Source organism: Thetidibacter halocola (genome assembly GCF_018224955.1).
GTDB lineage: Bacteria > Pseudomonadota > Alphaproteobacteria > Rhodobacterales > Rhodobacteraceae > Thetidibacter > Thetidibacter halocola.
In genome coordinates, this window is sequence record NZ_JAGTUU010000005.1 from 22,899 (window position 1) to 47,567 (window position 24,669).

The following is a 24,669-nucleotide window of genomic DNA, read 5'->3' on the forward strand; positions in this document are numbered from 1 at the left end:
CCGGCCTTCGTTTCGCAAGTGTTACCCAACGCTTTTCGAAAAGATAGCAGTTGCGTGAATCATTCCTCCCTCAGGCCGCCGCGGTCCGGCCGCAGGCGCGGGCCAGCATGGCGGCGAACGCATCCGCGTTTTCGGGCGCGCGGGTCGCGGCCACGAACCCGTCCGGCCGGACCAGAACCAGCGGGGCCTGCCATGCCTCGAACCACTCCGGCGGCGCCTCTGGCGTCGCGAGCGGCACCCCAAGCCGCTCCGCCGCCTGTTTCAGGGCGCGGGCCGTATCCGGGTCTGGCGTGAAGAGGGTAAAGCCTTCGCCGAACGTGGCGGTCAGGCCCTTCAGGCCTGCCACGGGTGGCGCCAGGTGGTGTCCGGGGCGGGCGGCGATGTCGTGCTGGCCGATGGCACTCGGACTGCCGGCGCTGTCCGGCACGATGGGCGAGCCTTCGTAATGCGGCTCGAACCGGTCCACGTCCCAGGTGTCGCTCTGGCTGTCCCGCCAGGCCGTCTCGAACGCGGCGCCGTCCTTCTCGGGCGTGTGCGCGCGCAGGAACGCGCGGTCCTTCTCGATGTAGCGCCCGATGAAATCGCGCGCGGTCGAGGCAAAGACCGGCTTGCGCTCGGCGTCGTAGCTGTCCAGCAGCGCGTCGCCACCCCAGCCCTGTAGCGTGGCGGCGAGTTTCCAGCCGAGGTTGCGCGCGTCCTCGAAGCCGGTGTTGATGCCGTATCCGCCATAGGGCGGATGCGAATGGGCCGCGTCCCCGGCGATGAAGATGCGCCCGGCGCGATAGGCATCCGCCCGGGCGATCCGCAGGTCCCAGAAGCCGACATAGGTGATGTCGAGGTCGAAGGGTTCACCCACCGCCCGGTGCAGCAAGTCCGCGAAATCGTAATTGTCCCGCGTCGTCCCGGCGGGCACGGGCGCATGGAAGAACCAGCTCTTGCCGTGGTCCACCCGCCCGAAGAACAGCCAGTAGCCGTCGAGGTCGGGATGCAGCACCTTGTAGATCGCCTTGTCGGGATAGCGCTGCAACAGCCGGTGCAGGGCGTCGGAGTCGAACACCAGCAGGACCATCAGCCGGTCGTGGCTCTGCTCCGTTTCGGTGATGCCCGCTGCCTCGCGCGTCTTCGACCGGCTGCCGTCTGCGCCCACGAGGTAGGTGCTGTCGATCTCGGCCGTTTCGCCCATCGTCAGGTTGCGGATGCCCAGCCGCGTACCGCTGTCGTCCTGAGCGACGCTCTCACCGGTCCAGCCGTACATCAGCGTGATCGCGTCGATTTCGGCCGCGCGGGCGCGCAGCACGGCCTCGGTCTTGTATTGCGGCAGGCGGGCGTTGGCGGTGTGGTAATACCGGGCGACAGAGGCGCGGTTGAACCAGTCGAGGTGATACTCCGACAGGAGCGAGCCATACATCGTCATCCCACCGATACCCGCGCCGGGCGGCAGCGGATGCGCGGCGCGCAACTCAGCCTCGCAGTGCCACGCCATGAAATGCTCGGCCGTGCGCTGCGTCAGGTTCTGGCCCTTGGGAATCTGCGGCGGTTGCGGGTTCCGGTCGACCACGCAGGTTCGTATGCCGCGCTGGCCGAGGTCGATGGCCAGGGCCATCCCGACCGGGCCGCCTCCGTTGATGATGACGTCGAAGTTCTGGTTCACGAGGTCCGTCCGAATGGTCGTCTTGCGTTCAAGAGCGTCGGACTGCCCGGTGAAGGTGGTCACTAAGCTCTGCCAAGGCCAACCTTCGGGACCAGCGGCCTTCTTGTCCAGCACGCATTCGCCCTGTCCGAGGGATTTCGCACTCCTGCCGGTGGCAGGCAGCGACGCCCGCGAAGGGGCTTCGTGCCGTGAATTGTGCCTGCAATCCTCTGTGGTCCTGGGCCGTCGGGCGGCTTAACATCGACCCCTGATCGAACCGAAGCCGGATGGGTCTGCTGCCAGGCGAAGCGCGCGCTGGCCCGAAACCACGGAGTGACGTCATGCCGATACTTGCCGCGCCAGCACTGAGCCATGTCTGCGACCTGGAGGTCGAACTCGACCCGATCCGGGAAATGGGGTCCGGCCGTGCCGGTCAGCGCCGGATCGTTCCCATCGTCGGCGGGCGGGTCTCGGGGCCACGGCTCAACGGGCGGATCCTGAACCTCGGCGCGGACTGGCAGACGATCTTCGAGAACGGCATGGCCGAACTCGACACGCGCTACGCGATGCAGACCGACGACGGCGCGACCATCGAGATCATCAACTACGGCTACCGCCACGGCCCGAAGGAGGTCATCGCGGCGATCGCGCAGGGCGAGACGGTCGACCCCGCGTCCTACTACATGCGCACCCATGCGCGGCTGGAAACCGGCGACGCGCGTTATGACTGGGTCAACCGCACGCTCTTCGTCGGCACCGGCGCGCGGCTGGATGGCAAGGTGGTCGTGTCGCTTTTCGCGCTGGAGTGATCAGTCGAGGTTGAAGAGCTTGCGGAACCGGTCGAGGTTCTCGGTCGACCGCCGCATCGGGTCGTAGCCCGGTTCGGGATGCGGCTGCACCACGTCCCAGTGTTCGGCCATCTGGCCCTTGTCGTTGAACCGCACGAAATCGGCAAAGACATGGGTCGCGCTGATCTTGTGCAGGATCACCATGTCGCCGCAGGAAAAGATCTGCACCGGGCGCCAGTCGTGCCGGCCCGGACGGCGGTGGCCGACTTCCTCGATATACTTGCGCACGCCCCCGCGGCCCTGACCGATGCCCGGCGTATGCTGGATGTAATCCTCGGCCACGAGTTCATCGAGGAGCGACAGGTTATCGCCATGCATGACCTCGCCCATGAAGCGCAGGACGGTCCTTTCGTTCTCGGTCAGGTCGTCACGCGCCCAGGGATCGTAGGGGTTGGGTTCCATCAGTCGATATCTCCGCTTGTGTCCACGGCGCCGGAATGCGTGACCGCGCCGCGCTCGGCCCCCTGCACGCAGGCGGCGTATTTCTCCAGCAGCCCGCCATGGCGCGGCGGCTGCACCGGGCCGCGCGCGGCGCGGCGGCGGGCCAGCGTGGCCTCGTCCACCTCCAGCGTGATGCTCGCCACGCCGGGGCGCGCGTCGATGGTGATGATGTCGCCGTCCTCGACCAGCGCGATGGGGCCGTCCGCCGCCGCCTCGGGCGAGGCATAGCCGATGCACATGCCGCGCGACGCTCCGGAAAAGCGCCCGTCGGTCAGTAGCGCGGTCTTGGCCCCCATGCCCTGCCCATAAAGCAGTGCGGTGATGCCCAGCATCTCCTTCATGCCGGGCGAGCCCTTGGGCCCTTCGCCGCGCACTACCAGCACCTCGCCCTCGCGATAGGTGCGGGTTTCCACTGCCCGCTGCGCCGGCGCTTCGCCGTCGAAGACCCGCGCCGGGCCCCGGAAGGTTAGCGAGGGCAGACCCGCGACCTTCAGCAGCGCGCCTTTCGGGCAGAGATTGCCGGTCAGCACGACGACCCCGCCGGTGGGGGCGATGGGCCTTGCGGTGGGGCGCACGATCTCGCCATCCGGGGCAGGGGCCTGCGCCACCGCCTCGGCCAGCGTCTGCCCGGTGACGGTCAGTGCCGCGCCGTCTATATACCCGCCCGCGATCAGTTCGCGCAGGATCACGGGCGTGCCCCCGACTGCGTGGACATGTGCGGCCAGGTATTTGCCGCCGGGTGACAGGTTGCCGATCAGCGGCGTCCGCTGGAACACCTTGGCTGCGTCCTCGATGCCGAAGTCGATCCCGGCCTCATGCGCGATGGCGGGGATGTGCAGGGCAGCATTGGTCGACCCGCCGGTGGCCGCGACGATGGCGCAGGCGTTCTCGATGGCGGTACGGGTGACGATGGCGCGGGGGCGCGGCCCGTCGCCCTCGATGGCGGCGATCAGCGCCCGCGCCGCCGCGTGCATCAGAGCGGGGCGCGACGGGTCGGCGGCGGGCACCATAGATACGCCCACGGGCGACAGGCCCAGTGCCTCGGACACCATGCCCATCGTGTTCGCGGTGAACTGGCCCGCGCAGGCGCCGGGGCCGGGGATGGCGTGGCGCTGGTAATCCTCGAGTTCTTCCCGGTCGGCCTCTCCGGCGATCATGCGCCCGATGGTCTCGAACGCGTCCAGCGCCGAGACATCGCGCCCGCGCACGCGGCCAGGCAGCGTCGCCCCGCCATGCAGGAAAACGCCCGGCGCGTTGACCCGGACAAGGCCCATCATCAGCCCCGGCAGGTTCTTGTCGCAGCCGCCGATGGACAAGAGCCCGTCCCAGCAATGCGCCCGCATGGTCGCCTCGACGCTGTCGGCGATCAGCTCGCGCGAGATCAGCGAAAAGCGCATGCCGGGATGCGCCATGGTCAGCCCGTCCGACACCGAGACAACTGGCGTCTCGTGCGGATAGCCGCCCGCAGCAGCCACGCCCTCGGCCGCATGGGCCGCCTGCGCGGCGAGGTTCATGTTGCAGGGACTCATCCCGCCGCCGGTATGCGCCACGGCGATCTGCGGTTTCGCGATGTCCTCGTCCGTCATGCCCATGCCATAGAGGAACGCCTTGGCGTTCTCCCGCATGAGGGTGGAGTAGATCGTGGGAAACCGTCTCATCGCATGGTCTGCGGCAGCCAGAGCACCAGCGCCGGAAAGGCGACCAGCAGGACCAGCCGCACGAGGTCTGCGGCAACGAAGGGCAGGACGCCGCGGAAGATCGTCGTCAGCGGGATCGCCCGCGCGATGGAGTTGATGACGAAGACGTTCATTCCCACGGGCGGCGTGATCAGGCCCAACTCCACCGTCATCACGATGATGACCCCGAACCAGATCGGATCGAAGCCCAGTTGCGTGACGATGGGAAAGACGATGGGCACCAGCAGGATGATCATCGCCATCGCATCCAGGATGCAGCCCATGATGACGAAGAGCACCAGGATCAGGGCCAGCGTGCCATAGGCGCCGAGGTCCAGCGCCACCAGCCAGGCGGTGATCTTCTGCGGGCTCTGCGTGATCGCCAGGAAATAACCGAACAGGATCGCGCCGATCAGGATGGTGTAGATCGCGACCGAGGTGCGCAGCGCCTCGATCAGGCTTTCGAGCAGCAGGCGCGGCGTCAGACGTCCCCGCACGAAGCCGATCAGAGCCGTCAGAAACGATCCGACGGCGGCGGCCTCTGTCGCCGTCGTCACGCCGAAATAGATCGAGCCGATGATGAGCACGAAGAGCAGCATCACCGCCCAGACGCCCGCGAGGCTGCGCAGCGCCTCGCGCAGGTCGAACCGCTCGCCCGCGGGCAGGCGGCGGCCGTAGGCCAGGCGGACCGCGCCCATGTACATCAGGATCGCCAGCAGGCCCGGCACGATCCCGGCAATGAACAGAACGCCCACGTCCTGTTCGGTGATATAGCCATAGACCGCCAGCACGACCGAGGGCGGGATCAGGATGCCCAGCGTGCCGCCCGCGGCGATGACGCCGGTCGAGACGTCGTCGGGATAGCCCGCCTTCTTCATCTCGGGCAGGGCGATCTTGGTCATGGTCGCGGCGGTGGCGACGGAAGAGCCGCAGATCGCCGCGAAGCCCGCGCAGGCGCCGATGGTCGACATGGCCATGCCGCCCCTCATGGGGCCGAACCAGTGCCGTCCGGCCCGGAACAGCTCGCGCGACATGCCGGAATTGGTGGCCAGCACGCCCATCAGAACGAAGAAGGGGATCAGCGTCAGGTTGAAATCGGTGACGGTGCGGATCGGCGACTGCGCCAGCAGGTTCAGCGCCGGTTTCCATCCGGTGATGCCCGCGAAGCCCGCCACGCCGACCAGACCCATGGCGATGCCGACCGGCACGCGCAGGATCATCATCGCGAAGAGCGCGGCAAACCCGCAGATGGCAACCAGGTCTCCGCTCATGCGTCGTCCTTCACGTCGATGCTGTCAAAGTGGTCCAGCGATCCGCGCCCGGTCACGATCAACAGAAGGCGCGCGAGGATCGCGGGCAGGCTGACCGCAACGCCCAGCCAGATGAAACCCATCATCGGCCAGGCGGGCAGGCGCAGGTCCATCGTCGACTCGCCGCTGCCCGCCGCGCTCGACACGCGGCCGAACATTTTCCAGGCCAGCAGCGTGGTGAAGATCAGCAGAAGGGTCCAGGCAAAGGCATCGACCCAGCGGCGCGGCCCTTTGGGCAGGCGCTCGGCCAGGAGGTCGACCTTGATGTGGGATCCGCGATAGCCGACGCTGGCAAAACCCCACATGATCGCCGCGCCTAGCAGCAGGCGGGACATGTCGAAGGCGTCGGGCAGGGGATAGGCGAACAGGTATCGCCCGACCGCCGATGCGACGACAAGCAGCGTCACCAGCCCCATGATGAGGCCGGCCACCACCTCGATCCCGTGCGAGATGCGTTCGAGAATGCGTTGAAGCTGTAACATCGGCGGAGATGCGGGCGGCGCGGGGCCGCCCGCCACTGGCTCAGAAGCGTGCGTCGTTGCGATCGAGCGCTTCCATGTAGCTGTCGTAGATCGCCTGCGCGTCGGCGCCCACATCCGCCCTCCACTGGTCGAGCAGCGGCGCGGCGGCGTCGCGCCACATCTGCACTTCCTCGTCGGTCGGCGCGTAGAGCGTGTGCTCGCCGCTATCGATCATCTTCTGACGGCCACCCGCCTCGTTCGCGGCCCAGCCTTCGGAGAAGCGGCGCGACCATTCCGGCGTGCAGTGATCGTCGAGGATCGCGCGCAGGTCCTCGGGCATGCCGTTGTAGGTGTCCTTGTTGATCAGCAGCAGCTGCGCCGAGATGTAGAAGGGCATGTCGAGGTGGTTCTTCGTGGCGCTGTCGATGCCGAAGATGTAGATCGAGTTCCACGGGAAGGTGATCGCATCGGCGGTGCCGTTGGCAATTGCCTCGCGCGCCTCGGGGGCGGGCACCTGCACCGGACCGCCGCCCAGCAGGCTGACGAAGCGCGACATCGTGGCATGGGCGGGGCGCACGTTCAGACCCGAGATGTCGGCCGGAACCTTGATCGGGTTCTTCGAGTGGAACGTGCCCGGATCGTGCGGGTTGGCGAGGCAGAACTTGACGTCGGCCATCTCGGTCTCGGCGAGGGGCGCATACCATTCATGCAGCGCCTGCGCGCCGCCGGTGGCGTTCTTCGTCTGGAACGGGATTTCGATCAGGCTGTAGATCGGGAAACGCCCGGCCTGGTAGCCCGGGTTCGTGTAGGTGATGTCGGCGATGCCGTCGCGCGCCATGTCGTAATGGTCGGGCGCCGCGCCGAGTTGCTGCGCCGGGAAGATCGTGACGCCGATGCGCCCGCCCGAGGCCTCGGTCAGCGACTGAACCCAGGGTTCGATCCCCATCGTCTGGATCGGGTGCGTCGGCGGCACCCAGTGCGACAGCCGCAGCGTGACCTCTTGCGCGAACGCGCCCCCCGCCGCAAGCGCGCCAGCCATGGCGCCGGCCATCAGTGTCCGGATCTTCATGATCTTCCTCCCATGTCATTGTTCCGACTCGAACCGGCCGGATTGTCGTCAGACCATGGCCGATGCAGAGTGTTGCGGCAAGCCTGATGGACGGGCCGTGCGATGCCGGGAGGACGGGATGACGATCACGCTGGACGGAACGGGCCTGACGCTGGCCGCCATCGACGCCGTGGCCCGCGGCCGCGCCCCCGTCGCGATCAGCGACGATCCGGCGGTGCTGGCGCGGGTGCGCGGCTCGCGCCAGCGGATCGCGGGCGCGGTCGAGCGCGGCGAGGAGATCTATGGCGTGACGACGCTGTTCGGGGGGATGGCGGACGTGCATGTGACGCGCGAACAGCTGATCGACGTGCAGCGCATCGCGCTGTGGCAGCACAAGTCCACGACCGGCCCGCGCCTGCCCGAGGCGGACGTGCGCGCCGCGATGCTGCTGCGAGCGAATTCCCTGATGCGGGGCGCGTCTGGTGTGCGGATGGAGCTGATCGAGCGGCTGGTTGCCTTCCTCAACGCGGGCGCCGCGCCGCACATGTACCAGCGCGGCTCGATCGGCGCGTCGGGTGATCTGGTGCCGCTCAGCTATATCGGCGGGTCCATCCTGGGCCTGTCGCCCGAGTTCCTGGTCGATCTGGACGGCGAGACGCTGGACTGCGTCACGGTGCTGGGCCGCCTCGGGTTCGCGCCCATCGACCCGGAGCCGAAGGAGGGCCTTGCGCTGAACAACGGCACCGGCGCCTCGACCGGCGTGGCCGCCAACGTGATGACCCGCGCGCTCGATGCGCTGGCCATGTCGCTGGGCGTCCATGCGCTGTTCGCTCATGCGCTGCTGGCCACGGACCAGAGCTTTGCCCCCTATATCCACGCGATGAAGCCGCATCCGGGCCAGGTCTGGGCCGCCGCGCGCATGGCCGATCTGCTGGCGGGCGGGCAAACGATCCGGTCCGAGGCGGGGGGCGACCGAGCGGCGCGCAAGGGCGGGCTGATCCAGGACCGCTACGGCATCCGCTGCCTGCCGCAGTTCATGGGGCCGATCGTCGACGGCCTCGCCACAGCCGCCCGGCAGGTCGAGACCGAGGCGAATACCGCCAATGACAACCCGCTGATCGACCCCGAGACGGGCGAGACCTTTCACACCGGCAATTTCCTTGCGCAATACACGGCCGTCGCGATGGACAGCACGCGCTATTTCATCGGCCTGATGTGCAAGCATATCGACAGCCAGATCGCGCTTATGATCACGCCGGCCTTTTCGAACGGTCTGACGCCCGCGCTGGTGGGCAACATGAAAACCGGGGTGAATGTCGGGCTGAAGTCGCTGCATATCGGCATGAACCAGATGTCGACGCAGATTTCCTACCTGGGGCAGAGCGTCGCCGACCGCTTTCCGACGCATGCCGAGATGTACAACCAGAACATCAACAGCCAGGCGATGAACGCTGCAAACCTCGCCCGCGACCAGATGGACGTGACCGAGCATTTCCTGGCCGCCGCCCTTCTGACCGGGGTGCAGGCGGTCGAGGTGCGCGCGCTGACCGAAACGGGGTCCTGCGACGCCCGCACGATCCTGTCGCCCGCGACCGTCCCGCTGTACGAGGCGGTGCGCTGTGCGGCGGGTGGCGAGCCGGAGGCGGGCCGGACGCTTGTCTGGGACGACATGGACGGGTTCATCCAACCCAAGGTCGAGGGCGTCCTTGACGCGGTTGCGCGGCGTGATGCGATCCATGCCGCGCTGACGCCGGTGCGCGATGCGCTGGAGGCGTTCCGGGCCTGACGCTAGGCCGGGTGGCCGAGGCTGATCACCCGCGGATCGTCCGACCACAGGCTTTCGACCAGGTCGGCCCGGTGGCGCAAGACCGCGCGCTGGTTGACCGACCCCTTGTCGGTCACCTCGCCCTTTTCGAAGGACAGCGGCACCTCGAGGAACAGCATCCGCGTGACACGCGAGGCCGATCCCGTCGCCTGCGCCGCGTGTTGCGCAAGCCGTTCCGCCGCGACGGCGCGAACGGTCGGGTGGTTCAGCAGCGCCTCTCCGGTCACGGCCTCGTCCTTGACCAGCGCGGCCAAGGCGGACCAGTCCGGCATGACGAGCGCCCCCAACTCCCGATGGCCCTCGCCCGCGATCACGGTATCGGTGGCCAGCCCCTTCAGATCGTCCGTCAGCTTCGCCCGCACGGGGCCGACAGCCACCCACGTGCCCGAGGCGAGCTTGAAATTCTCGGCAAGTCGCCCGTCGAAATAGAACCCGGCCGATGCGTCGCCTTCCTTGACGAAGCGGAACGCATCGCCAAAGCGATAGAAGCCCTCATCGTCGAACGCCTCGCGCGTGAGTTCCGGGTTGCGCCAGTATCCCGGCGTCACCGACGGGCTCTTGACGCGCCCCTCCATCTTGTCGCCCTGTGGCACCAGCTTGAACGTCACGCCCGGCAAGGGCACCCCGAGGTTCCCGGCCGTCTTTTCGCTCTTGTGCCAGAGCAGGGCGCCCGGCCCCGTCTCGGTCGAGCCGAAACCCGTGCAGAGCGGCACGCCGCCCGGCACCATGTCGCGGGCCACGCGCGTGATGCGGTCCCAGACCGGTTGGCTCATCCCGGCACCGGCGTAGAACAGCATCCCGAGGCGTGAGAAGAACGTCTCGCGCAGGCGCTTGTCCGTCTCCATCGCGTCCAGCAGCATCTGGTAGCCCAGCGGCACGTTGAAGTACCAGGTGGGCGAGAACTCCCGCAGGTTCTCGATGGTCCGACCGATGTCACGCGGCGAGGGCTTGCCATCGTCGATGATGTAGGTGCCGCCGAAATAGATCACCAGGTGAAAGACGCGGTTGCCGCTGGCAGTGTGGTTCCAGGGCGCCCAGTCCACCACGGTCGGCGGTTCTTCGTTCATGAACAGGTAGCACTGCGCGTCCATCTGCGGGTTGGAGCAGATCATGCGCTGGGTCTGGATCACCGCCTTGGGCGAGCCCGTGGTGCCTGAGGTGAACAGGAACTTGGCCACCGTGTCCGGCCCGATGGCGGCATGGGCCTTGGCCATTTCGGGCGTCGGGGGCGTCTGAGCCAGCCTGTCGAAGGCCAGCGTTTCGCGCCCGGGCACCGTTCCGGTCTGCGTGACCACGGGAATGTTGGCGGCGAAGACGGCCTGGATCGCCGGGCCGAAAACGGTCGCGTCGTCGGCAAAGATCATCCCCGGGCTGATCTGGCCAGCGATGTCCCGGAGCTTCAGATATCCGCCGCCGGTCAGCGCATAGGCCGGCGCGAGGGCGGTCGACGGCACGCCGACATGCTGCGCGCCGAGCGCCATCAGGGCATGGGCGATGCTGTTGCCCGAAAGGATCATGAGCGGTTTCTCGGAAGACAGTCCACGCGCGACGAGCGCCGATCCGATGGCCTCGATCTTGCGCGCCGCTTCGCCATAGGTGATCCGGACCAGGGATCGGTCCGCTGCGCGCTCGGCCATCCAGACGTGATCCGGGGTCGTCCGGGCCCAGTGCAGGAACCGTTCAGTCAGGCAACGCGGATAGGCGGCAAGCGGTTCTTCGTTCCAGATCAGGATGCTTCCGTCCGCGCGCGTTTCACTGCGAATGACCGGATCCCACAGTCTCGGTTCTTCGGCGGTCCCATTCATCGTGGTTCTCCCCCTCCATGGCGTCCGGTAATCATATGCTTGATGGCTTCCGTTCGCCTTGCCTCGCCGACTTTGGTGCCTTCCTTCACGCCAGGCAACAGCTTCGTCCGGGCGAGTCTGCCTAAGGGCCGAAGGGGATGTTCCCTTTGACCCTTTCGCAACGATCCGTTGGAAGCCGGAACCCGCCGTCAGACCCTGGGTCTACATCTGGCCGGTCGCTGCCTGGGGCGCTCCTGGTCCTTCGAAGTCCGCGCTCGCTGCGGGTCGGGGACGGGTTTCAGCTTCGCTGCGGGCGCCTTCCCGGTCTTCGACGGGTCGCCGAACGAACATCCGGCCCCATCTGGTGGCTGCCATGCGGTAGGAAAACGGTTTCTCCGCATGTCACGAATTTGGGATCCAAGTCACGCAACACGTCACGCGTAGCAACGATACAACGGCGGCGGGCACGCCCTTGTGCGCTTTGCCCCGGCAGCCGCGACTTCGAAAATGTAAGGCGCGAATCCATGACTGCTACCATACGGCAAGCCGTCATGGGCCAGCCTTGCCGGACGCAAACAGAGGGCGAAGCATCAAGGCTTCGGCGCCGGCATGGCGCGATCCTATCCTGTCCAGCGGGCGCGTGTGCCGCGCGTATCGTAGTGGACGAAGCTGCTGTAAAGGCCCAGTCCGCCCTGTTGCATGCGGCCGGAGCCAATCAGTTCTTCGATCTTGGCATGGACCTGCTGTGGCGTGTGATCCTCCACCCGGATATCTGCCGCGCGCCCGCACAGGTGCTGGCTACGCGTCGCTCCTCCCACGGCACTGTTGTGCGCTGGACTGCGATAGCCCGATACGATGGTGATCGCTTTGCCCCCCAGTTCGGCGCGCAGGATCTCGAGCTGGTTCATCACCACCTGGATGTTGCCGATCGTGCCGGTGGGCGTGGCCGCGCCGTCTCGCGAGGCGAACTCGGCCAGCGTAAAATGCGCGGAACTGGCGGTGGTCGCGGTGTTGACCGGGCAATGCGCCGCGATCGGCCCGGACATGGCGTGGGCGGGCAGGCCGATATCCGGGCGCTCGCCGGTTTCGACCTCGTGGGCCGCGGCGGCGATTTCATCGACGCCCAGGCTCTGGCTCTGCGCGCTGCGGTTGTCCCAGCGCGCCCGCGTGCCGCGGGTGTCGTAGTGGACGAAGCTGTCATACAGCCCCAGCCCGCCCTGGCGCATCCGGCCGGCGGCGATCAACTCCTCGATCTTGGCGTGCACCTGCACGGGCGTGGTGTCGGCGACGCGGATGTCCGCCGCGCGGCCGCACAGGTGCTGGCTGTGTTCGGCGCCGCCCACAGCGGTGTTGTGCGCCGGGCTGCGGTAGCCCGACGTGATGGTGATCGCCTTGTCGCCCAACGCTGACCGCAGCACCTCCAGTTGCTCCATGACCAACTGCAGGTTGCCGACGACACCGCGCGGCGTGTCGGCGCCGTCGCGCGACTCGAACTCCGACAAAGTAAAATGCGCCGTGCTGGCCGTGTCAGCCGCGTTAACGGGGCAGTGTGCCATCACGGGAACATTCGACACGCCGAAGCCGCGCGCCACGCTTGCGTTCGTCGCGAGGTCGGGACGTTCGTTGCCCTCGATCTCGTAAGCGGCCTCGGCGATCGGATCGTCGCCCATAGACCGACCGAACGACTGCCCGGTGGAATAGTCGCCCGAGGTGAACATCCGCCCCTCGGCTGCGCGCCGCCGGGTGAGCCCCGGCAGAACCCGGCCACTCGCCTTGTTCCACCGCGCGAGCTCACTCGGTACGGCATCGTATTCGCCGGCATTGAGCCGCCGAAGCAGGGTCGAGCCGAGGAACCCGGTTCCTTCACGTCCCGGTGCGGTGCTGCGCCCGATGCCGACGTTGAAGGTGAAACTGACCAGTGCGTCGAACTGGTGCTGGTTCAGCCGAACGGTGACCGCCTCGTTCACGGCCCTTTCGAATTGGTGCAGGTCGCTGCGCAACAATTCGGTCGCCTGCGCCGCCGATATGCCGTCGGTATACGGCTGTTCCGAGGCTCGGCCGTCGCAATTCCCCCGGTGCAGGAGATGCCCGTAGCCGACCGTGCAATGCCCGACCGGATCGTTGTAGAGTTCGCCGCGAAAGCCTTCGTGAGCCTTGATGAAGTCGACCCCGCGATCCGAGATCTGGTGCGTCATGATCCGTTCTGGCGCTTCCATCGCGCCCGGCAGGAGCAGCCGGTCGTTGCGATGACCCATCGCGACGATCGAGAAGGAGCGCACCCGTTGGCTCTGGCTGAAGCTGAGGCTGTCGGATGTGATTGTCAGCGTGCCATCGCCGGTGATCAGCGGGCGGCTGTCCAGGATGAACTGCCGGTTGGCGATATCGGCGAGACGTTCGACCAGCGTGTCAAAGCCGGGGATCAGCGCGGCCCCCGGAACGACGGTGCGCAGGCCGGAAGTGATGACGCTTTCGATGGTGTCGATGGTGCGCTGGTAGGCATCGGTCACCGCATCGGTGAAGGATTGCCCGTTCTTCCAGTTGCGGAAGAAGAAATGGGTCATCGGCTCGGGGATGAAATTGTTGCGCGCAGATCCCACCACCACCTTGGCGCCGGCGTCGATCCAGGCCTGGTTCAGCGCCGATCCGACGCAATTCATCTGATACACCGCGCGCAGGCGGAGCGGACGGCCGCCATTGTGCACGGTGCGCAGTTCCGAGATCATGCCGGCGCTGACGAACTGGCCGCCCTCCAGCACGATGCCGCTGGAGTTACCGTGGGTCAGCACCATCAGATCGACGATCTTGTTGGCCTCTGTCAGACGGACGAGCGTGTCCTTGAGCTGGTTGTAAAGCGCCGTTCCGTTGCGCAGTGCGACGACCTGGCCGTAGGGGTCGGGCGCGGCGGCGGAATAGCGGTTCAGAACCATTTCCGCGCTTTCCAGCAATGCGTCGGTCGCCTGACGGACGCGCTGCTCGACATAGGACACAAGCGGGTCGATCGCCGCGTTGGGCAGCAAGTTGCCGCCGGGGATGCCCCTCAGCAGGCCATCGACGAAACTGCCGATCTGCAGGTCGATGCCGCCGTTCTCCATCAGCACCACCAGCGCGCGGTCGGTCGCCGCCATCGGCACGGCAAAGCCGAAGCGGTTTCTTTGCGTGATCGCGGGTAGGGATCCACCGCGCGAAGCAGTCTTGGCCAGCGAGGATGCCCGGCTGCGCGCGGTGGTGGGCGAAAGGCCGCTCAGATACGCCTTGCGGTCCAGAAATCGGTTTTGCATCGGACGATCTCCTGTCTTTCGACGCGCCACGCAGTCGCGTCAGTTCCTGTGGCCGAGTTCGAAATGCAGTCCGGCTGGGTGATGGGTGTCGTGCCCACCCCAGACGAAACCGTGCCGGTTCGCGATCGCCACCAGATCGCGTACGGCGCCCTTGTCCCCGGCCGCGGCCGGTTGCGCCCCGGCCTGGTTCCATTCGGTGTTGACGTCGAAAGCGATCCCCCAGAGATGGGCGCTCCCGCCGGGATGCGGCGACTCGGGGACATGCGCGTTATCGAAGGTCAGGACCTTGCTCATCAGCCCGGCGGTTTCCCAGGCGGCGAACAGATCTGCCAGCGACCTCGCCCCCAGCCGGTGGAACGCGACCGAGCCGTTCGAAGGCGCGCCTTCGCCGGAGGGAATGCCGACCAGTTGCGGCACGTCCACCTGTGCGATGTTCTCCTCGGCCCAGGCGGCGGGATCCGGGCGAGGGTCGCCATAGCTCGCCACCCGCTCGGCTTCGGAGCAGGGGCGCAAGGTCTGCGGCGGCGGGACGTCTGAGGGTGACAGGGCGGGCCCGCTCGACCCGCTGGCCTGCGGTGTGAACGGCGCCGTATCCTGCCGGTGTTCGCCCGTATCGCTGGGTTGCTCGGCCTCGGCTGGTGCCGGTGCTGACGGGGGCCTGCGCGGCGGCGCGGACGGCATCCGTTCCGCAGCGCCCGTGGTCGAGCCGGCTGCCGGTTGCGGATTGGTCATGTCGCGCGCGGCAGGAGGCCGTTTTGGCGTGTGCCGGTCGAAACTGTCGAAGCGGCGGCTCAGGCTGACCGAAGCGAGGTCATAGGCGGTCGCATAGCGCATGTTCTTGGCGATCTTGTCAAAGATCGCATGTTCGTTCGGGATATCGGACAGCGCGGTGGCTGCGTCGTCGATCGAAGGTGGCTCGGGCGTGGTCGGCGCAGGCGGAGCCGGACGCCTTGGCTGCGCCGATTGCGCCTCGGCGCGCGGCTTCGGCGGCGTGCTCGCGCCGTTCAGTATGGCGTCGAGATCGGCCCGGAAATCGTCGTCCTGGACCAGCTTGCGCACCTCGCGCGAGGTGAATGCGTTGGCGCGTGTGCTTGCTTCCGATGTTCGCGGGGAGGGCGGAGCCGCCTTCGCCGGGGACCGCATGGGCGCGGCGGCCTGTCCGCGTGGCGCGGCCGTGGGTGCCGACTGGGACGATGGCGCGGTGCGGGTTGCCGGGGCCGGCGGCGCCGAGGCGGGCGAGGGCGCGTCTTCGTAGGGCGTCGGGTCGAAGCCAGGATTGGCCTCGGCGACATCACAGCTTTCCCCACCGTTCGCGGCCCTGGTCAACCCCATCGCCGCGGCTGCGTCGAAGCGTGGATTGGCCGTCGCCACGTCGTATTCCGATGCGCCGGACGCGCCGTTGCCGTCGGGCGTTCCCGGTGCGGCGAAGCTGCGGCCGTCGTCGAAGCTGCGCATGAGGACCGGACGCGCAGGAGTGTAGACCGGTAGGGCAGGGCGGCGCGCCAGCATTTGCACGACGCCCGACTGTCGCAGCGACGCATGCTCACGGATTGGATCGCGACCGCGTCTAGGCATCGAAAACCTCCGGGTTGTCGATCCGGAACCGCGCGATGCAGTAAGGATCGAGTGTGAGAATGACGTCCGACATGGCCCGGGCCAACACGTCGCGATGCACGCGGACATCGATTCGGTCGGGGCCATAGCTGAGCACTTCTCCCAGTTGCGCGTTTACGACTGCGACAGGTTCGTGCTCATCGCTGATGCAGAGGTTGTCGCCCTCGATCCGCAACACTGGGCCGTTGTCGCCCGGCTCGACTGAAGCACTGCGCACCTGGGGCGGAGTCTTGCCGCGTCGCGCCTGGCGGATCATGTTCGCGAGGTTCGAATAGTCGACGGTGCCGCCCGAGGCGCTTTTCAGGTCGACGTTGCGCTGTTCCAGCCTTTCGATGTCGTCAACCGAACGGACTCCCAGCCGCTTAAGCTTGCGGCGCGACTCGTCATCGATCGGCGCGGATTCCAGCTGCAGCTCGCCGCGTGCAGGCGGCGGTTTGGAGGTGGCCCGGATCTGCTGGTCGGTGATCGAGGCCAGCTGAAGCGTTATCGTGGAAAAGCCTTCCTGCTGCGGCTCGGCGGTGCGAAAACGCACATCGTCACCGTCGAAGGTTGGGAACACCTGCAGGTCCAGGGACAGATCCTTGACGGCGTAGGACAATGGCCGGTTCATCGACTTCACCGCCAGCGTTTCGCGTGCCTGGTCCAGCTCGACCACGAGGGAGTCGATGAAGGACTCGAGCCGCCAGCTTTCATTGCTCATGCCGCACCCCCTCTCGGATCGACAGGGGTTGTGGATGTGTGTTCGGCCAGTTCGCCAACCGGGACCAGCGTGATCCTCAGCGTGTGGAACACCGGCATGATGCCCGTCTCGGCATGATAGATCGGCGGCGCCGTCCCGAGCGCCGCGACGCCGCCATCCGCGGTGCGCAGGTCCAGTTCGATCGGAGTTTCGATCTCTATCCGTGTGGCCCGCAGCCTTTGCGTGCGCGCCCCGTCTTCGTAGGTTCCGGCGAGGTCCATGAAGGCCGTGAGATTGCCGGCCAAGCTGGCAAATGCCTCGTCGATATCGGCGCTCCAGCCCATGGTCAGCCCGTCCCCCCCTGGTTCTGGTCCGGCGGGATCGCGATGGTCACGGGGCGCAGGGCCACGGTGACCGGATCGACGATTTCGTAACCGGGAAAGTGCACGGCCAAGGTGCGCAGATCGAGCGCGCCGGATTCGGCCCGGCCGTCCCGCGCCACGTCCTGCGGCAGTCCATCGGCATAATCCGAGCTACCGGCTGGTGCCGGAGCGGTCGCGGTTTCCTGGTGGCGGGCATAGGACTCGATCATCGCGGCTCACCCCTTTGTCTTCATGGGCAGGAAGTGGATGCGATCAGGCACCGGAAAGAGGCGGGTGCGGTCGCGCATTTCGGTGACCTGGCCGAAATCGTCATGCGCCATCGGCTCGCGGAACAGCGCCTCGCGCATCATCAGGCTGGGAAAGGCCCAGATGGTGCCCAATTCGTGATCCTTGCCGCGCAGACGCAGCCGGGTCGTCGCCTCCATGTCGAGTGCGGCGCGCAGATCGGCATGCTTGATCGCTGACAACTCCTCCGGGTCCAGCGGGTCGGATTGCAGCGCCAGCGCGTCGTTCAGCATATCGAGGCTCAGTTCCATCCCCGCGCGCATGCGGCCTGCGATTTTGGTCGCCGTGTCGCCCGAGGCCGTTGGTGCGATCCGGGTTTCCATCCTACCGTTGCTGTCAGCCTTGCCGGTGGCGCGGATGTAGTAGCGGCACAGAACGTCGATTTCCCAGCGCCGCTCGTTCGGATCCGCCGCAGAACTGCCTTCCCAGATCTTGTTCCAGAAAGCGCGATGCGCTGTGGGGTCGGACAGGTGGAGCACGCTTGTCCCGGTGCGTCCGAAACCGGCGAAAACCAGCCCGTCGACAAGACAGATCGCGTGATGGCCACGCACGCCGAGCACCCGGCCCTGTGCGCCAGGCCAGCGCAGCGATACCGACACGTGCAGGTCGCGATGACGGGGCAGTTGCGTCAGCGCGTCGTCCTCCAGAAACAGCGGCACCGGCTTGTCGGTATGGATCTCGCGCAGCCGGAAGGATTTCCGAAGCAGCGCCTGGCCGGTTCCGGGATCGGCGATCGACAGGTCGGCGATCGCGCGGGGCAGGGGTGCTTTCGGGGTCTCGCCCATCGGCTTGAGAATGAAGCGCAGCGCGATGCCGTTTCCCTGCGAGGAAAAGACCGATTTCAGTTTTCCATCGATCTCCATCTGCTTTCCGAGCACGAAGCGCATCTTGACCGCCTGCGAAGGCTCGGCGCGCGGTCGATCGGTGTTCGAGGCCGTCTGCGACAGTAGCGGCAGCAAAGCTGCGGCATTGCCGCCTCCGCCCATGTTCTGCATCAGTTGATCCAGCAGCAGAGAGCGGTTGGTTTCCGCCAGAAGCCCGCGGATGAAGGCTTGCTGGTTGCGTTCGCGCTGCAGGTCGTTTTCGGCCTCGGCCCGGATAATGGTGGACAGGAAATCGAGCGGCTTGTCCGCCAGAACGCCCAGCAACTGTGGAGCCTGTTGCAGCAGCGGTCCCAGCAGGGCGGCCAGCATCGGCCCCGACAGCACGCCGCCGTCCATCTGGTGCGCATAGGGTATGCGCCGCGCTCCAAGAGAGGCGGCATAGCGGCGTTCGGACGTCATGTGGCCAAGCGGATGGTGGATGTGGCGGCGCATCGACGCGGCCTCGGCCGGCGGTGGCGGTGGCGGTGGCGGCCCAGGCGCAGCGGTCGTGCCTTCGCCGCCACCATTCCCGCCGCTGCTTCTGGGCAAGGCCTCGACGACCTGGCGCAGCAGGGCCACGAGTGCGTCGGTATCCAGCCCGCTCCGCGCTTCGCTACCCGATCCGCCGGACCCGTTGCCGCCGATGCTGCGGATCAGTTGCGGCAAGGCCTGCAAAAGAGACGGCGCCACCGCCTGGAAAACCTGCAGGAGTCCGTCCACGAATTGCGCGCGGCTGAGCGCGGATTCCTGGAACGACAGCGGAATCCGGCGCACCGGACGCGACGCGGACAGGTCCCCCGACCCGCCCCCCATTGATCTGCCAAGGTCGGCCATATGATCACCAAGCGACATCATGCGCGGCGGTCCGTGTTCGTACTCTGCCATGTCCAGCCGTCCGCCCTGCGAGAGCGGGGCAACACGGAACACGCGCGACCGGGCCGTGCCGTTGCCCTCGCTGTCGGCGTAGCTGAGCAATTGCAGATCGGGATGATCCCGATCGAAATGCCGCAGTGGAACGGAAAACCGGAATGTCCGGGAAAGCGGATTGAGGCTTTGCGGGGCAGAGCGCACGCCCGAGCGATAGGAAACCTCGGCCAGATCGTCGTCGCCCCAGCGGGACTGGTATTGCGACGGATCCCGACGCCCGACGAGGAATTCGAAATGAGAATTCGACCCGATATCGGCCTTCGCCTCGACCGCGTTGGCCGATGTCGCCTCAATCGAGAGAAATGCGAGGGCCATCGCGTCATGTCCTTACCCGCCTTGCCGCGGCGACGCGCCCGCGGGAACGGCCGGAACGCCACCTTGTTGCTGCGGAGGTTGCAGCGCGGCGACGCCGCCCGCGCCGTACATGTCCGCGAAATTGTCGAGCTTGAAATAGTCGCTTTTGAATTGAATCTTTACGCGACCCATGAGCTTCGCGAACAATTCATCCTGGGCGGTCTGGTTCGACGTATTGACCTGGATATTGGTATTCGAAACACTCATGCTGCCTTTCGGACCGCCAAAAATCGATCCGATCAATCCGCCACCGTAGGAGGCGCTGGCATTGAACACGTTGATGTTCTGATCCTTGTGGCTCTTCCGGCTGTCTCGTTTCGCGGTGATGCGGAATTCGACGGCGGCCTCCACTTCACCCTTGTCGACAACCAGGCGAGACACGCCCATCAGGATGACTTCGCGCAAGGCCGCGCGATGTTCCTTGGCCATGGCGATCTTGGCATCCATGATCGCCGCCTTGACCTCGTTGTCGTCCATGTCGACGGGTTCGCCCTCGGGCGTGGTCAGTGCCAGCTTGGAGCCGCCCTCCGGGTCTTCCTCCATCGACAGGTTGTATTGGCTGTTCGGCTTTTCGACGAGATAGGCGAAGGCGTCTTCGTCATCGACCTTCTTGAGGAAATCGGAGGTCGATTTGGTGGCTTCGCGCATGAGGCGGATGAAATCGTCGGTCTGCGCCTTTTGAACCGAGATATTGGCGTCGAACACCGCCTTGAGAAGATCCGCCACGAATGCGGGGAAATCCACGGAGTCGACGAGGTCCTCGAAGGAATCCACGCTTTCTTCGAAGCCCGGATTGTAGTCCTTGAACCCCTCGACCATCGCGGTCGAAAGACCCTGCTGGCGGGCGAGTTTTCGGTAATTGTCGTCGACCACCGTGTGATAGACGTCCTGCTGTTCGTCGAGCGTCATCGCCCGGAACATTGCGCTGCGGGCCAGTTGCTGACGCGCGGCCTCGCGGGCCTGCTGCTGAATTTCGGGGACGGCATACTGGGTAGGCATTGAGGGGCTCCTGAAACGATGTGACGGTCAGCGGCAATTTCGTTTAGAAATTCCAGTCGTCAGTCGGAGACCTCGCCCCGTTCGAAGACCGCGTGGCGTCCTGCATGCCGCTTCCCGACGGACTGCCGAACATTCCGTTCGGCATTCCGGGTAGCCCTGCGGGCATGCCCGGGAAGCCGCCCGCCGGCATGCCGGGATAGCCACCGTTCATGCCCGGAAAGCCGCCCATGCCGGGTGAATCGAAGCCGAAGAAGCCGGGAAACTGCAGGCTGGCCATCGAGCCGCCAGCCTCGGCCAGCTGGTCCTCCGCCAGGATGAAGGCTTCCACGCTGGCAATGAAGTCCTCGAAGGCGGACTGGTCCTCGACCAGCGCGGGCGTGGCGCGCGCGACCGTGGACAGGATCTTGTGTCCGTACATGCCCTTGTTGCGTAGCGGCGTGAAGTCTTGCATGCCGCGCACCTGTTCGATGACCTTCCAGAAGGATTGCGACCCGCGCCGGCCAAGCTGCTGCTTGACATCGTCGCTGTCGAGAATGCGGCGGATGACAAAATCCAGTTCGGCATACATCGTCGGCGCGGCGATCTTGGGCAGGCCGGTGCAATAGGCGGACAGGTTGTACTGCAGATCCTCGATCGCCTGGTACACCTTGGAGGCCGAGATCGAACTGTAGTTGTCGCCGTTTTCCTCGACCTTGCCGATATACTTGACGGTCTCCATCATCAGCACTGCCCAGTACCGCTGGAAATCCGGGTTGACGTGTTGATCCTCGACGACCGGGGCGTCGCCAAGGCCGAACAGTTGCCGGTAGAACATCTGCCGCTCGGCAGGCGCGACACGCCGGCTGACCCGGCCGGTCTTGAGATCGCGGAACTCTTCGTCCAGCACATACATCCGCAGATCGTCGGACAATTCCCGCGACCGCACCTCGAGCAGGATCGGCGCCTGGCCGTCGCCCGCGCTCTGCATCGCGATCCGGTCGACCGCAGGGAAGACGCCCAGCATGTCGCCCCAGACCATGGTCAGATACATCTGCGCGGCAGCCTCGACGCTTGCGCGTTCGTATTCCGGCGCGGTGATCCGGTCTTCGTAATAGCTGACCGAATAGTCCTCTACCCCGACAGTGTCGCCATAGGCGGCGGGGCGTAACGCGACATCCTCCTTCTGCAGCTTTGATAGCGCGATCGAGATGAAATACGGTGCGTTCTGGTCGTTGATCACCGTGATGTCTTCGTTGGTGCGCCGTATATAGTCGACCAGGGCAGGCTGGAGCTTTGCCGGTATGTTGATGCCCAGCACCTGCTCGGCCTTCAGGATCAGCGCCAGTTCCGCATCACCGTAGACAAATTCAGCGGCAAGCATGTTCAGCGTTGAATCGAACGGGTCGCGCCGCAGCAGGACAGGCTCTTCGTGCAGGCGCGCGACCATCGCCCCGAGCACGGCTTCCGGGATAGCCAGCCGCTTTTCGTTGCGCAACCTGGTGAGCGCGTATTCACTGGCGAACCGATACATCAGCTCGCCGCCGCGATCCTCGTCGACGATCGCGTTGAAGATTCCCTCGGACTCGTCGATGCCTTCGACCAGGAGAACGCGCGCGAACAGGTACTCGACGACCTCCTCCTCGGCCAGGAGGTTGCGCAGGTTGAAGGACAGGCGACTGGCGTTCTTCGCCAGCAGGCGGCGGACGGCATAGAATTCCGCTGTGTAACCGTAGCGATCGATCAGCTGTCTGAGGTCGACGTCGCCCGGGCTGCTCGGGGTGGACAACAGCGTTCGGACCTGCGGATCGCGGCTGAAGATCGGCAGGCCGAGGATCTCCGCCACCGCATCCTTCGCCCGCGTCAGCCGTCGCCGGGCCTCCGCCGCATGGCGACCGGCCTCCTTGGCCAGCCGGTTGGCCTCGCGCGCCTTTTCGGTGTAGCCGGCGGCTTGGCTCTTGACCGTCTCCAGCGTCTCCAGTGCCCGGTCAGCGGCGGCGCGGGCCTTGTCCCGCTCTGCCTTGAGCGTCTTGAGGTCGGGCGCCGCGGTCTGTGCGCCCGCACCCGCGGTCTTGGCGCTGCGCGCTGTTGCGCCGGTCTGCTTGGGCTCTTCGTCCCTGGTCTTGTCCTCGACCTGACGCAGGGCCTCGTCGTGCTCGGCGGTCTTGCGTTCGGCATAGTCCTCGGCCTTGGCGTGTTCCTCGTAGGCCTCGTCGATCAGCCGCGCGCCGCGGTCCGACTCGGACTGCGCCTCGCGCGCATCGCGATCTTTCTCGGCGGCCAGCGCCTCCAGTTCCTCGACCCGTTCGCTGGCTCTTGGTTCCGGTGCGGGAAAGCCGGTCCGCAGCCTGGCCGTCATCGCGTCGATGGCCGCCTCGACGTAGGGGTGAAGCTGATCGGTCGCGCCGATCCGCCCGATGGTCGGGCGCTTGAAGTTGAAACCTGTCGGGCCATTCAGGAGAAGCGAGTTGCTCATAGACCGTTCCAATCCTTTTCAGTCGCCCCCTAGGGGCCCGTCGTCCTTCACGCCGCGAGCCGGGTGTTCCGTTGCCGAAGCGTGTTGTTGAGAAGTTGGCAGGCATCGCCGAGATTGAGATGACCATAGCCGCGCCGGCGGTCGCGCAGCGGGCCGCGTGGTTGGTCGCAGGTGCGCATCAGTATTTCCTTCACGTCGCGGTCGCTCAGTCTCTCGCCACGGGCCAGTGCCTGGGCGCGCAACAGTGCTACCGCGCCCGCCACGAATGGCGAGGCCTGCGACGTGCCGCTGGCCAGCTTGTAGCCGCCACCGATTTCCGTACTGGCGATCGTCGTGCCCGGGGCGATCAGCGAAACCTCGGCGCCGTAGGAACTGAACCCGGCGACTGCCCCGGTCGGGTCACCAGCGCCCACGGCGATCACGCCGGGCAGCGCGCCCGGATAGTACTTTTCGGGCGTGCCGTCATTGCCGCTGGCCGCGACGACGGTGACCCCGCGCGCCAGGGCGTAGGCGATCACCTCTTCATGCGGCAGGCCGCCGCCGGCATGCCGGATGCCCAGGCTGGCATTGATCACATCGACGCCTGCGTCGACGGCCCATTTGATCGCCACGTTGATGTTGTCGACGATGCCTGCGCCCACCAGCGCGTCACCGTCGCGCATCGTCGCCAAGGTGCGCACCGCCACCAACGAGCAATTCGGGGCCACGCCTTCAGGGATCTGAAGGCCGCGGGCGGCGATGATCCCGGCGACATGCGTGCCGTGGCCGACCTCGTCCTCGGCCAGTTTGTCGTAGCCGGTGAGGTCGCCGATGAACTGCGTGGTGTCTAGCCCCTCCATGTTGACGAAATCGGCCTGCGATTCGATGGCATGGGCCAGTTCGGGGTGTTGGGCATCGATCCCGGTATCGAGGATCGCGACACGGATCCCCCTGTCGCCGCGACCAAACATGTGCGCCCGCGGCAGCCCGATCCGCGTCCGCGACGTGTCGAAGCGGAGATCCGACAGCGATGCGGCGCGCACGGGTTCGGGCTCGGGGGCACCGCTTACCACGATCGGACGGACATATTCGAAGGACGGGTTCAGCTGGATGCGGGCGACGAGTTCCGGCGGCAGACCGGTTTCGCGGCGCAGGATGACCCGGAAGATCCTGTCGAGGCCGGCCGCGACCTCATCCTCGGACCAACTGCGCCTGCGCGGCGAAAACTCGCGCGTAACCCAGAAATCCAGCCCGTTTTCGCGCATGGCGGTGTCGAATTGCGGCTCGAGACGGTCGACGATCAGCGATTTGTCATGGATGAACTGCTGCCAATCCGGGATTGGCCCCTGCGGCCGCGCGACGTGTTGCGCGAATTTGATCACGAGATGTGGCTTCATGACCGGGGTCCCAGATGGTCGTGGCGCTCACCAGGAAACAACCTGAAATAGACAGGTCACCAATCGAATCGATTCAAAGTTGTCGGTAAATTCCACGTTAACACATTTTAAGGGCAACTATAACATGTATCCGCAAGCCAAGGTTGTGCCTTCGCGCTTCGGTCGCCTGGCTCGGGGAGGTGTCGGGCGAATGCGGGCTTTGGTGATCTGGTCGCCCCTCAACGACATCGATGTGCCAAGGTGGGTCTGCCAAGCTTCACAGAGGAAAGCGGTCATTTCGGAAATCAAAACGGTCGAGCCCGACCTGTCTAAGACTGCTGTTCGGTTTCATGGAACCGACGCCTCTGGTCGGGCGGTGCAGCGTTGGGACCAAGTGCCGGCGTTTCTCAGTCAGCTTCCACCCTGCGTTGTCGCGAGACTCTGCTGCACGACACTT

Annotated in this window: 18 protein-coding genes; 2 read left to right on the forward strand and 16 right to left on the reverse strand. The window is 66.2% G+C overall.

The window, feature by feature from the left end; translation table 11 throughout:
* Nucleotides 1-70: 70 nt before the first annotated feature.
* Nucleotides 71-1,714 (reverse strand): FAD-dependent monooxygenase, encoded by a 1,644-nt coding sequence (locus KB874_RS12835; RefSeq protein WP_346346548.1) that lies wholly within the window; start codon nucleotides 1,712-1,714, stop codon nucleotides 71-73.
* 257 nt (nucleotides 1,715-1,971) lie between these two features.
* Between KB874_RS12835 and KB874_RS12840 the strand changes: the two genes are divergently transcribed.
* The gene (locus tag KB874_RS12840) at nucleotides 1,972-2,439 is read left to right on the forward strand and encodes a DUF3237 domain-containing protein (RefSeq protein ID WP_212536959.1); all 468 of its coding nucleotides are present in this window, start codon (nucleotides 1,972-1,974) and stop codon (nucleotides 2,437-2,439) included.
* Here KB874_RS12840 and KB874_RS12845 read toward each other — a convergent pair whose 3' ends face one another.
* Genes KB874_RS12845 through KB874_RS12865 form a run of 5 tightly spaced genes read right to left on the reverse strand, consistent with a single transcriptional unit; the run spans nucleotide 2,440 to nucleotide 7,435 of the window.
* Entirely contained in the window at nucleotides 2,440-2,880 is a 441-nt protein-coding gene (locus KB874_RS12845) for a nuclear transport factor 2 family protein (RefSeq protein ID WP_212536960.1), read from the reverse strand.
* Nucleotides 2,880-4,577 carry a dihydroxy-acid dehydratase gene (locus tag KB874_RS12850; protein WP_212536961.1) on the reverse strand — a complete coding sequence of 566 codons (1,698 nt, stop codon included), beginning with the start codon at nucleotides 4,575-4,577 and terminating at the stop codon, nucleotides 2,880-2,882. Before KB874_RS12850 ends, KB874_RS12845 begins: the two co-directional genes overlap by 1 nt.
* A complete protein-coding gene (locus tag KB874_RS12855; RefSeq protein ID WP_212536962.1) occupies nucleotides 4,574-5,866 on the reverse strand; it encodes a TRAP transporter large permease in 1,293 nt (430 codons plus the stop codon). The genes KB874_RS12850 and KB874_RS12855 overlap by 4 nt, the downstream gene beginning before the upstream one ends.
* The gene (locus KB874_RS12860) at nucleotides 5,863-6,387 is read right to left on the reverse strand and encodes a TRAP transporter small permease (protein WP_212536963.1); all 525 of its coding nucleotides are present in this window, start codon (nucleotides 6,385-6,387) and stop codon (nucleotides 5,863-5,865) included. The genes KB874_RS12855 and KB874_RS12860 overlap by 4 nt, the downstream gene beginning before the upstream one ends.
* Before the next feature lie 40 nt (nucleotides 6,388-6,427).
* Nucleotides 6,428-7,435: a TRAP transporter substrate-binding protein gene (locus tag KB874_RS12865; protein ID WP_212536964.1), complete on the reverse strand. Its 1,008-nt coding sequence runs from the start codon at nucleotides 7,433-7,435 to the stop codon at nucleotides 6,428-6,430.
* 118 nt (nucleotides 7,436-7,553) lie between these two features.
* Here KB874_RS12865 and KB874_RS12870 point away from each other — a divergent pair, with 118 nt between their 5' ends.
* Complete coding sequence (locus tag KB874_RS12870; protein ID WP_212536965.1) at nucleotides 7,554-9,200, forward strand: HAL/PAL/TAL family ammonia-lyase; 1,647 nt, start codon at nucleotides 7,554-7,556, stop codon at nucleotides 9,198-9,200.
* Nucleotides 9,201-9,202: 2 nt separating this feature from the next.
* On the opposite strand, the gene KB874_RS12875 is transcribed toward KB874_RS12870, so the two are convergent.
* The 10 genes from KB874_RS12875 to KB874_RS12920 form a co-directional block, all read right to left on the reverse strand.
* Nucleotides 9,203-11,044 carry a feruloyl-CoA synthase gene (locus KB874_RS12875; RefSeq protein WP_212536966.1) on the reverse strand — a complete coding sequence of 614 codons (1,842 nt, stop codon included), beginning with the start codon at nucleotides 11,042-11,044 and terminating at the stop codon, nucleotides 9,203-9,205.
* Nucleotides 11,045-11,643: 599 nt separating this feature from the next.
* The gene (locus KB874_RS12880) at nucleotides 11,644-14,301 is read right to left on the reverse strand and encodes a glycoside hydrolase family protein (protein WP_212536967.1); all 2,658 of its coding nucleotides are present in this window, start codon (nucleotides 14,299-14,301) and stop codon (nucleotides 11,644-11,646) included.
* Between the two features lie 39 nt (nucleotides 14,302-14,340).
* Complete coding sequence (locus KB874_RS12885; RefSeq protein WP_212536968.1) at nucleotides 14,341-15,756, reverse strand: M15 family metallopeptidase; 1,416 nt, start codon at nucleotides 15,754-15,756, stop codon at nucleotides 14,341-14,343.
* A gap of 112 nt (nucleotides 15,757-15,868) precedes the next feature.
* Nucleotides 15,869-16,615, reverse strand: coding sequence for a hypothetical protein (locus KB874_RS12890; RefSeq protein ID WP_212536969.1), 747 nt, complete (start codon nucleotides 16,613-16,615; stop codon nucleotides 15,869-15,871).
* Nucleotides 16,612-16,938, reverse strand: coding sequence for a hypothetical protein (locus KB874_RS12895; RefSeq protein WP_212536970.1), 327 nt, complete (start codon nucleotides 16,936-16,938; stop codon nucleotides 16,612-16,614). The genes KB874_RS12890 and KB874_RS12895 overlap by 4 nt, the downstream gene beginning before the upstream one ends.
* Before the next feature lie 2 nt (nucleotides 16,939-16,940).
* Nucleotides 16,941-17,186 (reverse strand): hypothetical protein, encoded by a 246-nt coding sequence (locus KB874_RS12900; protein WP_212536971.1) that lies wholly within the window; start codon nucleotides 17,184-17,186, stop codon nucleotides 16,941-16,943.
* A 6-nt stretch (nucleotides 17,187-17,192) separates the two neighbouring features.
* A complete protein-coding gene (locus KB874_RS12905) occupies nucleotides 17,193-19,367 on the reverse strand; it encodes a hypothetical protein (protein WP_212536972.1) in 2,175 nt (724 codons plus the stop codon).
* Nucleotides 19,368-19,379: 12 nt separating this feature from the next.
* Nucleotides 19,380-20,405 (reverse strand): hypothetical protein, encoded by a 1,026-nt coding sequence (locus KB874_RS12910; RefSeq protein ID WP_212536973.1) that lies wholly within the window; start codon nucleotides 20,403-20,405, stop codon nucleotides 19,380-19,382.
* 43 nt (nucleotides 20,406-20,448) lie between these two features.
* Entirely contained in the window at nucleotides 20,449-22,857 is a 2,409-nt protein-coding gene (locus KB874_RS12915) for a hypothetical protein (protein WP_212536974.1), read from the reverse strand.
* Between the two features lie 47 nt (nucleotides 22,858-22,904).
* Nucleotides 22,905-24,233, reverse strand: a complete 1,329-nt coding sequence (locus tag KB874_RS12920) for a S8 family peptidase (protein ID WP_212536975.1) — start codon at nucleotides 24,231-24,233, stop codon at nucleotides 22,905-22,907.
* Between the last annotated feature and the right edge of the window lie 436 nt (nucleotides 24,234-24,669).